At 58.0% G+C, this 14,175-nt stretch carries 10 protein-coding genes, 1 other RNA gene and 1 pseudogene; 9 read left to right on the top strand and 3 right to left on the bottom strand.

Annotated features, from left to right (window positions below; genetic code table 11):
• Positions 1-11 precede the first annotated feature (11 nt).
• Positions 12-3,187, bottom strand: a pseudogene (locus tag JCM17844_RS10080) (efflux RND transporter permease subunit).
• Positions 3,184-4,383 carry an efflux RND transporter periplasmic adaptor subunit gene (locus JCM17844_RS10090; protein ID WP_150000844.1) on the bottom strand — a complete coding sequence of 400 codons (1,200 nt, stop codon included), beginning with the start codon at positions 4,381-4,383 and terminating at the stop codon, positions 3,184-3,186. Before JCM17844_RS10090 ends, JCM17844_RS10080 begins: the two are co-directional and overlap by 4 nt.
• Positions 4,384-4,512: 129 nt before the next feature.
• On the opposite strand from JCM17844_RS10090, the gene JCM17844_RS10095 reads away from it, so the two are divergent.
• Entirely contained in the window at positions 4,513-5,202 is a 690-nt protein-coding gene (locus JCM17844_RS10095; RefSeq protein ID WP_150000845.1) for a TetR/AcrR family transcriptional regulator, read from the top strand.
• Positions 5,203-5,232: 30 nt separating this feature from the next.
• Here the strand turns inward: JCM17844_RS10095 and JCM17844_RS10100 are convergent, their stop codons facing one another.
• On the bottom strand, positions 5,233-5,505 hold the full coding sequence (locus tag JCM17844_RS10100) for a hypothetical protein (RefSeq protein WP_150000846.1): 273 nt from the start codon (positions 5,503-5,505) through the stop codon (positions 5,233-5,235).
• Between the two features lie 146 nt (positions 5,506-5,651).
• Here JCM17844_RS10100 and rnpB point away from each other — a divergent pair.
• The 8 genes from rnpB to mraY all read left to right on the top strand — a co-directional run bounded on the left by rnpB (position 5,652) and on the right by mraY (position 14,172).
• Positions 5,652-6,042, top strand: an RNA gene (gene rnpB, locus JCM17844_RS10105) — RNase P RNA component class A.
• A gap of 433 nt (positions 6,043-6,475) precedes the next feature.
• Positions 6,476-6,958, top strand: a complete 483-nt coding sequence (locus JCM17844_RS10110) for a division/cell wall cluster transcriptional repressor MraZ (RefSeq protein WP_210431780.1) — start codon at positions 6,476-6,478, stop codon at positions 6,956-6,958.
• Positions 6,948-7,937 (top strand): 16S rRNA (cytosine(1402)-N(4))-methyltransferase RsmH, encoded by a 990-nt coding sequence (gene rsmH, locus JCM17844_RS10115; protein WP_210431781.1) that lies wholly within the window; start codon positions 6,948-6,950, stop codon positions 7,935-7,937. Before JCM17844_RS10110 ends, rsmH begins: the two co-directional genes overlap by 11 nt.
• The gene (ftsL, locus tag JCM17844_RS10120; RefSeq protein ID WP_150000847.1) at positions 7,934-8,497 is read left to right on the top strand and encodes a cell division protein FtsL; all 564 of its coding nucleotides are present in this window, start codon (positions 7,934-7,936) and stop codon (positions 8,495-8,497) included. The genes rsmH and ftsL overlap by 4 nt, the downstream gene beginning before the upstream one ends.
• Positions 8,494-10,179 carry a peptidoglycan D,D-transpeptidase FtsI family protein gene (locus tag JCM17844_RS10125; protein WP_150000848.1) on the top strand — a complete coding sequence of 562 codons (1,686 nt, stop codon included), beginning with the start codon at positions 8,494-8,496 and terminating at the stop codon, positions 10,177-10,179. The genes ftsL and JCM17844_RS10125 overlap by 4 nt, the downstream gene beginning before the upstream one ends.
• The gene (locus tag JCM17844_RS10130; protein ID WP_235898975.1) at positions 10,179-11,639 is read left to right on the top strand and encodes a UDP-N-acetylmuramoyl-L-alanyl-D-glutamate--2,6-diaminopimelate ligase; all 1,461 of its coding nucleotides are present in this window, start codon (positions 10,179-10,181) and stop codon (positions 11,637-11,639) included. The genes JCM17844_RS10125 and JCM17844_RS10130 overlap by 1 nt, the downstream gene beginning before the upstream one ends.
• Positions 11,636-12,973, top strand: a complete 1,338-nt coding sequence (locus JCM17844_RS10135; protein ID WP_150000849.1) for a UDP-N-acetylmuramoyl-tripeptide--D-alanyl-D-alanine ligase — start codon at positions 11,636-11,638, stop codon at positions 12,971-12,973. Before JCM17844_RS10130 ends, JCM17844_RS10135 begins: the two co-directional genes overlap by 4 nt.
• A gap of 122 nt (positions 12,974-13,095) precedes the next feature.
• The gene (gene mraY, locus JCM17844_RS10140) at positions 13,096-14,172 is read left to right on the top strand and encodes a phospho-N-acetylmuramoyl-pentapeptide-transferase (RefSeq protein ID WP_150000850.1); all 1,077 of its coding nucleotides are present in this window, start codon (positions 13,096-13,098) and stop codon (positions 14,170-14,172) included.
• The last annotated feature ends 3 nt before the right edge of the window (positions 14,173-14,175 follow it).

Below are 14,175 nucleotides of genomic sequence, written 5' to 3' on the forward strand. Positions count from 1 at the left end.
TTGAAGAGCGGTTATTCCCCGGCGCGGGATAAAAGCTCGATTGGTCCGGGATGCGGAGGGGTTTGCGGTGCGTTTGCTTTTTTCTGCGTGGGCTTCTCGCAGAAGAACAGCTTGAAGGCCGCAGGCGCGAAATAGAATGATACCAGCATGGTTAGAAATGCCCCACCGGCGATGGCCACGGCAAAAGGCGGCCAGAACTGGCTGGGGGACAAGATCAGCGGCATGAAGCCCCCCACCGTAGTCAATGTGGTGGAAATGATATGCCGTCCGGTGGAAAGAACGCCGTGGATGATCGCCTCATTATCGCCGGAGCGGGCGGCGGGATCGTTTTTCAGTTCGGATAGAATAACGATGGAGGCATTGATCGCCAGCCCCACAAGCCCCATCAGCCCGACAATGACCACAAAGCCCAGCGGATAATTGAACACCCACAGGGCCAGCAGCCCCAGACCCGCCGCTTGAATGGCTGAGGCAAAGGTGATGCTTGCAAGGCGGAAGCTGTCGAAGGTGAGGACGATGGCAATGACCATCAACACCGCCAGCACACCCGCCTGTGCCATCAGCTTGCCCACCGCCTCGTTGCGTTCTTCACTTTCGCCACCAAAATCGATGCTATAGCCCGGCGGCACTTGAAAGTTCGCCTCTTCCAGCCGCTTCGTGATTTCGGCAAAGGCGGTTTCCGGCAATACGTCGGGCAAGATGAAGCCTTGTACCGTGTTGACCCGTTCGCCATTGCGCCGGGCGATAGAGCCCACAGAGGGGGTGACATCAATGCGGGCGAGGGCGGTCAGGGGAACGCTGGTGAAACTGCCATCGGCGGCGCGGCCCCGTACGGGTGGCACAAGTTCCAGTTCCCGCAATCCGGCAATATCGGATCGGTTGTCGGCGCTGGTGCGCACACGGACCGGGATTTCTTCGGTTTCTTCGATGATGGAGCCGCCCTGCACCCCATCCACTGCGGCGCGTAATTGATCGGCAACGGCCCGCAGATCAAGGCCCAATGTGGCGGCGGCCCGTTCATCGGCTTCGACACGGATTTCCGGGCGACCCACTTCAAGGCTGGTGCGGGTGTGGATCACCGATGGCACGGTGGCCATGACCTGGCGCACCTGTTCCCCCAGATCGCGCAGGGTTTCAAGATCAGGGCCATGAAGGCGCAGTTCCACCGGCGCATCATAAGGGGGGCCTTGTTCCAGCTTGCGCACCAGCGTTTGCACATGGGGATAGGCCCTGTCCAATTTGTCCTGATAGACATCGATCATGCGATTGGTGGCTTCATCGCTGGTGGCGGTGATCATGGCCTGGGCGTAATTGGCAGCCCCATCGCGGTTGCTGATCAGATTATAATAAAATTTTGCGGCGCTTTGCCCGATATACCAATGGGCCGACAGCAGATCCGGGTCGGCGCTTAGCATGGCATGCACATCTTCCACCAAGGCGCGGGTTTCCTCGATGGAGGCCTGCGTGGGCAATGTCATTTCGATATGGAACTGGTCGCGGTCGGCGGGCGGAAAAAACTGCTCGGTGAGCGTGCTTGCGGAAAAAATCCCGAAGATCGGCAAGGCGCTGGCCATCAGCATGGAGAGTTTTGGATGGGCCATCGACCAGCCCAGAGACCGGCGAAAGGCTCGCCGCACCGGTTTTGCATTCACCCCTTCATTCCACCAGGTGCGGGGCGATTCGTCCAGGCTGTCTGTTGTTTGTGGTGATGCGCTTTTGCCCAGAACCCGGCCCGCCATGGCAACGATAATGGTAAAGCTGATGATATAGCTGGCCACAAGGGCAGCGATCACGCTGGCGGAAATCCCGCCGACAAACTCCCCCGCATTGCCGGGCATCAAGATGATCGGCATGAAAGCGATGATGGTGGTGATGGTAGAGCCCATCAAAGGCAGCCAAAGCTTTGCCACGGTCCGTGCCACGGCCTGGCTACGCCGTTCGCCGCGCAAAAGCCTGCTTTGCACATCATCGGTTACCACGATGGCATTATCCACCATGATACCAAGGGCAACGATCAGGCCGGTGACCACCATCTGTTCGATTTGAAAGCCGAAGATATTGAGCGCCGCCAAAGCCGCCAAAGCCGCCAGTGGCAGGATAGAGCCTGCAATGATGCTGGCTTTCCATCCCAAAGTGACCAGCAAGGTGACCATGACGATGATGGCCCCATAGATCAGATTGTCCATCAGATCCGACAGGCGTTCATTGGTATATTTCGCCTGATCGAACAAAACATCGGCGGTGATGTTTTCCGGCAAGGTTGTCTGATAATCGTCCAGCACCGCATGAACGGTGTCCATCCATGTATCGATACGGCTGGTTTCCAGCATGCGGGCGCCCACCACCACACCATAATCGCCAGAAAGATAGGCCAGCGAATCCGGCGGGTCGCGGTGGGTGCGTTCGATCTTTGCCACATCGCCCACCGTGGCCATGCCGGTTTCGGCACTGGCGGTCAGCGGGATGGTGCGAATCCGTTCAAGCTGTCAAAGGCGCCGGATACTTGCACCACATAGCGGTTGCTTGCGCCCGATACCGTGCCTGCGGTGTTTTTGGAATCGGCGGCAAAAATCCGGTTGGCCACATCGGCGGCAGACATGCCCATGGCGGCCAGCATATCGTCGTCCAGAGTGACAGAGATTTCTTCCGAAGGCAGGCCAAAGGTCCGCACGAAATCGGTGCCAATCACATTGCTGAGCCGGGTTTCCAGTTCCCGCGCATGGCGGCCCAGAATTGCATAATTGGGAGTGCCTTCGCCGTGCCAGACAAGGCCTATGATGCTGGTCAGGGAATAAAGGCGGTCATCATCATAGACAGGGGGAAGGGAGCCGGGCGGCAAATCGGTGACTTCATTGATCTTGTCACGGAGTAAGCTGGACACCCGGTCCACATCGGTCACTTCGTCTTTCATCTCGATGGTGATGAAGGATAGCCCCAGCCGTGAAGCCGAAGAAATATCATCCACTTCCGAGACTTCGCGGATCTTGCGTTCCAGTTTTTCGGTGATCAGGGCTTCCACCCGCTCGGCGCTGGCACCGGGAAAGCGGGTAATCACAAAGGCCACCCGGTTTTCCATATGCGGGTCTTCAAGGCGCGGCATGGTGGTCACCGCCGCGCTGCCGGCCACCAGAATCAACAGCAGCAACAAGATGATCAGGCGTGGGTAATTATACAGACTGCGCATCATTCAGCCCCGCCCGTATCCGTGGCTGTTTTGCCGGGCAATTGGCCTTGCGGCCCCATTTGGCGGGTTTGAACGATGTCCACATGCTTGCCCGGGGTGACGCGCGCAACGCCCCCGTCAATGATCAGATCGCCATCGCGCACGGTGCCCGATACAAACACGCGGTCTGCTTCATTGTGCAAGATCTGCACATTTTCAAACACCACATGATGGCGGCCTTGTTCATCGAGAACCACCTTATAAACCCGCCACAGGCCCCGCACATCGGCGGTCAAGGCCTCAAGCGGCAACCAGAAGCCGGGCGTGTTGACGGGATCGGTGATTCTGGCGGTCACAAGCGAGCCATCGGCAATCAATTGCGAGGCATCGCCCGTAATATCCATGGTGACAAGGGCGGTGCGTGTTTCGCCGCGGACGAAGGGCACAATGGCCTTCACTTGCGCAAAGACCAGATCCCCGTCCTGCGTGCTTAACGGCACATGATCTCCCGCTGCCAAGCGATGTGCAAAATCGAGCGGCATGCCCACTTCCGCTTCCAGACCGCCGCTTTCAATCAGCGACAAAACAGGCTCGCCGGCGGCCACAACGGCCCCTTCATCCAGCAAACGGCGAGAGATCATGCCGTCAAAGGGCGCAACCAGGCGGGATTTTTCAATATCCACTTCCAGGCTGGCAAGGGCAGCATTGGCACTGCTGCGTCGGGCTTTCGAAGTATCGGCATTGGCCACGGCATCATCAAGCCGTTGCTCTGTTACATGGCCTTGCTTGAACAGGGCGCGGCTGCGCTCGGCGGTTTTTTGGGCAACAACAAGATTGGCATCGGCTTCCGCAAGCTGGGCCACCAATTCCGAGCGGCGGGCCAGCAACCGGTCCGTATCCAGCACCGCCAGAATTTGTCCCTTTTCCACAATCGCCCCGGTATCCACCAGAACGCGGCGCACAATGCCCCCGCTGTCAAACCCCAGATCCGCCTGCCTGCGTGATACCGCCCGTCCGGTAAATCCACGGGAAATGTCGTAATGATCGCGGATTTTCACTTTCAAGACCGAAACCGGCAAGGCACGCTCTTGTGTCAGATTTTCCGCGCCCGATTCCTTAAAGCCAATCCGGCTCATCAAGATAACAAGCATGATGACGATGAATGCGATGCCCGCCAGCAAAGAAAAGCGACGCATTTGTGTGGGCGAAAATCCGGTCATGCGCAGATCGTTCCTGTTTGCCTGATCATTCGGTTGGGCCTTGCCCCTGCCTTTGAACGCCTTTATAACAAACTAGACTGTATAGTCCAATATATAACATCAGCCCTTTCGATTACCATCAGGTAAAGAATGACAGAAATTTTTGTGAATAAGGCGCAGATGGCAAAAACAGCTTCGATGGCTCGGCAAGGCTTGGAAAAAAGCCGGGGGCGGCCACGCAGTGCGGATAAAAACCGGGCGATCCTTGATGCAGCCAGCGTCTTGTTTCTAAGCGTTGGGTTTGATCGGGTCTCGATGGATCAGATTGCCAGTAAAGCCGAAGTTTCCAAACAAACCGTTTATGGCCATTTTAAAAGCAAGGAAGGGCTGTTTCGCGCGGTGATCGGCCATCGGGTATCGGATTTTTTTCAAGACGATCTATTGGGTGCGATCGGCCATCGCTCGATCGAGGAAACGCTGAACCGCCTTGGGCAGCAATATATGCGCCTGATCTTGTCCGATGATGCGGTGGCCATGTTCCGCATTTTGGCAGGTAATGCGGAAAGTCACCCCAAATTGGTGGCGATGTTTTTTGAAGAGGGACCGGGGCGTTTGGCGCAGGCACTGGAATCGGTGTTTCTCAATGCCCATGGGCGCGGCGATCTGATCTGTGCCGATGCCCAAAAGGCTTCCCAATTATTTGCTACATTGTTGCGCGGCGATTTGTATCTAAAGCGCACGCTGGGGCTGGCATCCGGAATAGAAACGGACGAAATCAACCGGCATGTGGCTGATGTGGTATCCACATTTCTAAAGCTGTACCCACCGCAAGAAGGCTAGGGCCGCCCCATATCAAGAGCCGGTCTTTGTTTAGTTGGGCGCAGTTTGCCCATCATTGGGGGCAAGCTCTTGGGGGGCCATGGTCGAACGCATGTGGCGTTCATTTTCTTTGTCGCCGGGCAATCCATCGGGCAATTGCTTTGCCACTGTGCGGGTATCGGGGCCCATGGGCAGATCCGCAAAAATGGGGTCCACGTCCTTGTCGGAGGAAAACCAGCTGCAGCCTGACAGGCCAAAAGCCAAAAGGGTCAGGCTGGCGGTGCGGAGGATAAAGCCGGGGCGAAGAGTGGAATGTTGAGCCATGATATTTTGTATAAACTTTACCGGATGGAAGATGCGCAGACACTGCCTTATCCCATGCCGGCGTGCAAGCATCCAAAGTGGTAAATGGGGCTTTGCTGCCAAGAAGGCTTGATCTGGGCAGGCTTTTGCCCCATGTCCTTGGCGCGTCAGATGGCCGGGCGGCCGCGCGATCCTTTTATGAGGATTTCGAGGAAAGTCCGGGCTCCACGGAGATACGGTGCCGGGTAACGCCCGGCGAAGGCAACTTCAGGGATAGTGCCACAGAAAGCAAACCGCCCGGCCTGCCGCATTTGCGGGTCACATGCCGGGTAAGGGTGAAAGGGTGCGGTAAGAGCGCACCGCCGGTCTGGTAACAGAGCGGGCATGGTAAACCCCACCGGGAGCAAGATCGAATAGGGACGACGAATGGCCGTGTCTTTGGGCTGTCGTCCGGGTTGATCGCTTGAGGCTGCCGGCAACGGTAGCCCTAGAGGAATGGTCGCCACTTCGCGTTTATGCGCGAATGTACAGAACCCGGCTTATAGGCCATCTGACGCCTTTTTCCTGATTATTTTGGGTAATTTTGTGCCACATCCCGTCCCTTGCACCATCCTGTTCTTGTGAAAAACGACTCGGAATGGCTGCGTTATGGGATATTTCCCCACCGGACATGCTTCGGGTGGCGGGGGTCTATGACCGACAGTCAAGAACAAATATAGAACTATTATGAATTTATGCCGTGTTTAAAAGCTATTCCGGGCGATTCTGAAAGTACAGCCTTCATTGTTATTATGTTCGGTTATTTCTAAAGTTTTAAGGAAGCGGTGGAAAAAGCACCCTTCAAGCCCCTAGAAACACGGGAAAACAGCCTTGATCCCATTGCAGTCCAATTTATGGCATGGTATCCCATAAGAACCCAAAAATTGTGGGATAATGATGATAACGCGTCATAGGCCTTTGTGGCTCGATGCAGGCAGGGATGGCAGGGGGCATGCGCTTCACAGCCAATTACAGCAATAAAGTCGATGCGAAGGGGCGGGTATCCGTTCCCGCGCGCTATCGTGCCTTGCTGGAAAAAAGCGAATTTCCCGGCATCGTTGTTTATGAATCCTTCAAGCTGCCCTGTCTGGAGGCCAGTTCCCGCGAGTTTATGGACGAGCTGTCCCAAAGGCTGGCCGAGGATTTCGGCGCCTTTGAAGATGAAAAAGAAGCGCTGGCCACAACGATTTTGGGGGCGGCCTTTGATTTGCCCTTCGATGGTGGCGGGCGGATTTTGCTGCCCCAGTCCTTGATGCAATTTGCGGGCATCACCAGCATGGCGGTGTTTGTCGGTGTTGGTGAAAAGATCCTGATCTGGGAACCGGCTGCGTGGGAAGCCTATCGCGACGAACAGCGGGCCAAGGCGCGGGCGGCGGCACAGCGTTTGGGGGCTTTGCGCCCACGTGCCGTTGCTGCGGCAGGGGGTGGCCAATGACCGAGCTCCCGCCCGTGGCACGCGCCATATTCCTGTTATGCTTTCCGAAGTGATCGCAGCGCTACGCCCAAAATCCGGAGATTGTTTCGTTGATGGAACATTTGGCGCCGGTGGCTATAGCCGGGCTCTTTTAGAGTCGGCGGATGATGTGCGGGTGTTTGCCATCGACCGCGATCCCGAAGCCATTGCCCGCGGGGCCGATCTGGTGCGGGAAAGCAACGGACGTCTGGTTTTGATGGAAGGGTGCTTTTCTGACATGGAGGCGCTGCTGGCGCACCATGATGTGCACTCTGTCGATGGGGTCACTTTGGATGTGGGCGTGTCGTCCTTTCAGATTGAAACGGCGGCGCGTGGCTTTTCTTTCCAATCCGATGGGCCGCTGGATATGCGTATGGCGCGTGCCGGGGAAACAGCCGCGGATCTGGTCAATACCCGCAGCGAAACAGACCTTGCCGACCTGATTTATCAATTGGGGGAAGATGTGCGCTCGCGGCGTATCGCCAAGGCCATTGTTGCGGCGCGGGCGGAAAAGCCCATTTTGCGCACCTCGGAATTGGCGGAAATCATTGTGGGGGCCGTGGGCATGGGGCCGCGCGCCAAGAAAAAAATCCATCCGGCAACCCGCACATTTCAAGCCTTGCGGATTGCCGTGAATGACGAATTGGGCGAATTGGAGCGGGCGCTGGACGCCGCCGAACGGGTGCTTGCCCCCGAAGGTCGCCTTGCCATTGTGGCTTTTCATTCCTTGGAAGACCGCATTGTGAAATCTTTTTTGGCCGAACGTGCCGGGCGGTTGCCTTCCGGATCGCGGCATCTGCCTGATTTGCCGGATATGGGGCCGCAGCCCAGTTTTTATCTTCCGAAGAAAGGGGTCATCAAACCGTCGGATACGGAAGTGTCGACGAATCCACGGGCCCGGTCTGCGCGTTTGCGCGTTGCGGTGCGGACCGAAGCCCCGGCATGGAGGGCTGCGGCATGAGGCAACTTTTGATCGCCCTTATTGCTCTTTTGGCCATTGGGTCTGCTGCCGGGCTTTATCAACTGAAACATCAGGTGGAAGCGCGGCGAGATGCTGTGATCGCCCTTGAGCGCCAGATCGTGGATGATGCAGAAGCGGTGCGCGTTTTGGAAGCGGAATGGGCGTATTTGTCCAGCCCGCAGGTGATTCAGGATCAGGCCTTCCGGTATTTGAAATTGCGTCCGGCAAGCCCTGAGCAGCTTGTGTCGTCGCTTGCGGCTTTGCCATATCGTCTGGAAGGACGGCGTTTGGCATCTGCCATGCCTGATGATGTGTTTCGCGTGCCGTCACCCCGTAAAAAGCCGACGGCTCCGGTACGGATCGAAGAGCACGATCAACCGGTGATTGCCGTGTCTGATGCGCGGGATTATAGCGCCGCACCCCGCGTCCAACAGCCCCGATTGACCCGGACGGACCGCGCTAAAGACAACGCGCCCTCCCGCCAAACGTCACGGCCCACACAGCTGGATTTCGGAGCGCGGATGCAAAAAGCGCTTGAGCGTATCGGGGATGAGAGATGACCTTGACGCGCGTCAGAGTGGACGGCGCGCGGGCCACAGCAATGGAGCGCGCCCGCCAGCGTCTGGTTGTGATAGCCGTTTTGTTCGGCGGGGCGTTTTTGCTGATGGGTGTGCGCACGCTTGATCTGGGCTTGTTCCGGGCGGTGGCGGAAACCCATTCCTTGTCGGCTTCGGCCACTGTGCGGGCTGCATCGCGCGCTGATATCGTGGACCGCAATGGCGTGGTTCTGGCTACCAATTTGCGCACCGCTTCGCTTTATGCCGATCCCAAGCGCATCCTTGATCCGGAAGATGCAGCGGCCAAGCTGGTCCGTATATTGCCGGATCTGGCCCAAGCGGAATTGCTGGAGAAACTGCGCTCCAGCCGCCGCTTTGTGTGGATCAAGCGCAAGCTGTCGCCCCGCCAGATGTGGGCTGTGAATGCGCTTGGATTGCCGGGGCTTGCGTTTCAGGAAGAAGAAGAGCGCGTCTATCCGCAAGGGCGGTTGGCGGCGCATGTTCTGGGCTTTACCGATCCCGACGGGCGCGGCCTTGCGGGGGTAGAGCATTTTTTCGACAGCCGCTTGTCGGATGTGACCATGGTGGACGAGCCGCTCAGGCTTTCGGTGGACGTGCGGGTGCAGCACGCTCTTGCCGATCAGATCGCGCAGGCTATCGAGCGCTTTTCTGCCAAGGCCGGGGCGGGGCTGGTGATGGATGTACGCACAGGCGAACTTCTGGCACTGGCCTCGCTTCCTGATTACGACCCCAATCATGGGGGCGGTGCGCCAAAAGATGCGCTGTTCAATCGCGCCAGCCAGGGCGTTTATGAATTGGGGTCCACCTTCAAGGCATTCACTGTTGCCATGGCGCTGGAAACCGGCGTGGCGGATTTGTCTTCGCGTTATGATGCATCGGAGCCGATCCGGGTGAGCCGCTTTACCATTCGGGACGATCATCCTCAGGCCCGTATTTTAAGCCTGCCGGAAGTGTTTGTGCATTCGTCCAATATTGGCGCTGCGAAAATGGCGATGGATGTGGGGGCGCAAGGCCAGCAGGCGTTTCTTTCGCGTATCGGTATGTTGCGTCCGGCGGCGCTGGAGATTTCCGAAGTGGGACATCCTTTGGTGCCGGAACGGTGGCGCGACATTGCCACCATGACCATTTCCTATGGCCATGGCATCGCCGTTAGTCCGGTGCAATTGGCCACCGGCCTTGCCGCAATGGTGAACGGCGGCGACCTTTTTCCCGCCACTTTGATCCGCAAAACTGAGGGTCAGATGTCTTCGGGAAAACGGGTTATTTCGGAAAAAACCAGCGATATCATGCGGCGGCTTATGCGGCTTGTGGTGCGGGATGGTACGGCCAAATCGGCGGATGTGCCCGGCTATCAGGTGGGCGGCAAAACCGGCACCGCGGAAAAACCGGCAGCCGGTGGCTATGCCCGCAAAGCGTTGTTGTCGTCTTTTGCCGGTGTCTTTCCCATGGATGATCCGCGCTATTTGGTTTTCGTTTTGGTGGACGAGCCAAAAGGCACCAAAGCCACATGGAATTTTGCGGGCGGCGGTTGGACCGCAGCCCCCACCGTGGCCAAGGTTATCCTGCGTATTGCGCCAATTTTGGGGGTGGAGCCGCAAAAGGAAGATGATGGTCTTTTCCAGCAGGCGGCCTATGTGATCGAAGATTCGCGGAGGCATCCGTGATGGCCGATTCCATGCACATGCGCCCTTTATCCGATCTTTTGGGCTTTGATGGTGATGGCGATATGGCGATCACCGGCCTCACCTCCGATAGCCGTCGGGTGCAAAAAGGATATCTGTTTGCAGCCCTTCCCGGCAGTCAGGTAGACGGCCAAGGCTTTATCCCCGATGCTGTGGCACGGGGGGCGGTGGCGGTTCTTGGCCCAAAGGGGCTAAAGTTGCCCGGCGATGTGGCGCGGATCGAAGCGGCGGTGCCGCGCCAGGCCTTTGCCCATATGGCATCGTGGTTTTATGGGCCATCGCCCGAGGTGATGGCCTGTGTGACCGGCACCAATGGCAAAACGTCTGTGGCCAGTTTCACGCGTCAGATTTGGGAACAATCGGGATTGGTTGCGGCCAGCATCGGCACGCTCGGGGTCGAAAGCACGGTGATGACCCGCCCCGGCGGCCTCACCAGCCCCGATCCTGTGGCGCTGCATGAAGCTTTGGCCAGTTTGCAAAAAGCCGGTGTCACCCACGGCGTGTGCGAGGCATCGAGCCACGGGCTGGTACAATATCGGCTGGACGGGGTGCGTCCCAAAGCTGTGGCCTTTACCAATCTCAGCCGCGATCATCTGGATTATCACCATACGCTGGAAGCCTATTTCCATGCCAAGGCCCGCTTGTTCAGCGATCTGGCGGCCGATGATGGTGCGGCGGTTGTTTTTATTGATAGTGAAGCTGGTGTGCGGATGGCCGATATCGCCGCAGGTCGGGGCTTGCGCCTGATCACGGTGGGGCGGGCACCTTATGCGTCGATCCGGCTTGATGGCATCAAGGCAGAAGGCAGTGGGCAACGGCTGAAGATCGTATATGACGCCGTGACCCACGATATCATATTGCCGCTATTCGGCAGATTTCAGGCCGAAAACGCTTTGGTGGCGGCAGGGCTGGCGATTGGCTGTGGTGGTGATCCGAAGGCGGCGTTCAAAGCGCTGGAAACGTTAAAACCGGTGCCGGGGCGCTTGGAAAAAATTGGCGATACCCAAAGCGGTGCGCCGGTGTTTGTGGATTATGCCCATACCCCTGATGGCCTGAAAACCGTGCTGGAGGCATTGCGTCCCCATACCGCCAACCGGCTTGCAGTGGTGTTTGGCTGCGGCGGCGATCGTGATCGCGGCAAGCGCCCGGAAATGGGGGTATTGGCGCAGGATTTGGCGGATCTTGTGGTGGTGAGCGACGACAATCCGCGCTCCGAAGATGCCGCCGCCATTCGTCGGGACATTCTGGCGGCCTGCCCTGATGCGCGGGAAATCGGTGATCGGGCCCAAGCCATTGCCTTTGCGATCCAAAGCCTGAACGCAGGCGATTGTCTTGTGATTGCGGGCAAGGGCCATGAACAAGGGCAGATAATCGGCGACCGTATTTTGCCTTTTTCCGATATCGCGGTGGTCAACGCACTTTTGGCAGGGAGAGGGGCGTGAATATCCGCGAACCTTTATGGACAGCGCAGGAAATCCGGGCGGTTCTGGGCGCTATGGGCGCAAGCCGCTGGTATGCGGACGGCATTGCCATTGACAGCCGCGATCTGGTGCCCGGCGATCTGTTTATCGCGCTGGATGGCCCAAATCATGATGGCCATGATTATGTGGCGCAGGCTTTTGCGGCAGGGGCCGTTGGGGCCATTGTTTCAAAAGCGGTGTCCGGTGTTGCCGATGATGATCCCCGTCTGGTGAAGGTGGATGATGGCATGGCGGCACTTTATAAGCTGGCTGCAGCCGCGCGGGCGCGCATGACGGGCAAGGTGGCGGTGGTTACCGGCAGTGCAGGCAAAACCAGCGTCAAGGATATGCTGCGCCTTGCCTTGGGCCGCGAACGCCTTGTCCATGCCAGCATCCGCAGCTTTAACAATCATCTGGGCGCGCCTTTGTCTTTGGCGCGGATGCCGCGTGAAACGGCCTTTGCGGTATTTGAATTGGGGATGAGTGCGGCGGGCGAAATTGCGCCTTTGTCGCGCTTGATGACCCCGGATCTGGCGATTGTGACCGGTGTTGGCAAGGCACATGCACAAGCGTTTGACAGCCTTGAACAGATTGCCGATGCAAAAGCCGAGATTTTCGCGGGATTGACCCTCGGCGGTGTGGCGGTGCTGGGAATGGATCACGATCAGGCATCGCGGCTTGTGGCGCATGCGAAAGCGGCAAAAGCGCGGCTGGTGACGGTATCGATGGAAGAGACATCCGCCGATGTGGGGCTGGTGCGCTATCATGAACAGGCGCAGCTAAGCTGCTTTACCGCGCGGCTTGGGAAAACGCTGGTGACGGGCAAGGTCGGGGCCGGAGGGCGCCATTGGGTGGCCAATGCCTTGCTGGTTTTGGCCGCAGTAAGGGAACTGGGCGGCGATCTGGGCTTGGCGGCGCTGGCCTTGGCAGATTTTCGCCCCGCAAAAGGGCGCGGTGTGCATCGCCAGATTGCTTTGCGCGATGGCCCCTTCACCTTGATCGACGATGCCTATAATGCCAATCCGCTGTCTTTTGAGGCCAGCCTTGCCGCATTGGCTTTGGCGGTGCCAGGGGCAAAGGGGCGGCGTCTTGGCATTTTTGCCGATATGGTGGAATTGGGGGCCGATAGTGCCTCTTGTCATCAGCCTTGGCCAAAGCGGCGCAGGCAGCAGGCTTGGCGCAGATCATCGCGCTTGGCCCCGAAATGGCGGCCATGGCCCGGCACGCAAATATCCCGGTTACAGAGGTGGATGGCCCCGAACAGGCGTTGGCGCAGGCCAAGCGGATCGTCCGGCCCGGTGATGTTTTGTTGGTGAAAGGCTCCCATGCGGCACGGCTTGATCGGGTTGTTTCGGAGTTTTTCGCATTGGGTCAAAGTCCGTTTGTACCGCACCGCCAACAACCGCTTGCTGCGGCGGCGATGTGAAGGGAGAAATGGGTGCTTTATAATTTTCTGATCCCGCTGGCCGATGATTTTGCCGTGCTCAATCTGGTGCGTTATCTCACCTTTCGTACCGGCGCGGCCTTGTTGACGGCCATGCTGATCAGCCTTGTGATCGGGCCGGGATTGATCCGCTGGTTGAAGGTGAAGCAGAAAAAAGGCCAACCCATCCGCACAGACGGGCCGCAATCGCATATTTTGTCAAAAGCAGGCACGCCCACCATGGGGGGGCTGATGATCCTGATCGGGCTGGTGGCCAGCACGATCTTGTGGGCCGATTTGTCGAATCCTTATGTGTGGGCTTGCTTGGCGGTCACCGCCAGCTTCGGGGCCATCGGGTTTCTGGATGATTTTCTCAAGGTCACCAAAGCCAATCCCAAAGGCGTGCCGGGGCGTTGGAAATTTCTGGCGGAAAGCTGTGTGGCTGTCGCCATTGCCTTGTGGGTGGCGCATATCGGCTCGCCCAGCCTGATGCTGCCCTTTGTGAAGGATACCATGGTCAATTTGGCGTGGTTTTATCCCATTTTCGGCGTGTTGGTGATTGTGGGCGCCGGCAATGCGGTGAATCTGACCGATGGGCTGGACGGATTGGCCATCATGCCGGTGATTATCGCCGCTTCGGCCTTCGGGTTGATTTCCTATCTGGTGGGCAATGCCATCTATGCCGATTATTTGCAGATCAGCTATATCCGTGGATCGGGCGAACTGGCGGTGTTTTGTGGCGCGATCATCGGTGCGGGCCTTGGTTTTTTGTGGTTCAACGCGCCGCCTGCCATGGTGTTCATGGGCGACACGGGCAGTCTGTCGCTGGGCGGGGCTTTGGGGTCTGTGGCGGTGGTCACAAAGCATGAACTGGTGCTGTTGATCATTGGCGGGCTGTTTGTGCTGGAAACCGTGTCTGTGATCGTTCAGGTGGCCAGTTTCAAGCTGACAGGGCGGCGGGTGTTTCGCATGGCACCCTTGCATCATCATTTTGAACATAAAGGCTGGTCGGAACCCACCATCGTGATCCGGTTCTGGATCATTGCCCTTATCCTTGCCCTTATCGGGCTTGCCACCTTGAAGCTGAGATAAGCC

Origin of the sequence: Iodidimonas gelatinilytica, from assembly GCF_008579125.1 — a bacterium.
In the GTDB taxonomy this organism is placed as follows: Bacteria; Pseudomonadota; Alphaproteobacteria; order Sphingomonadales; family Rhodothalassiaceae; genus Iodidimonas; species Iodidimonas muriae.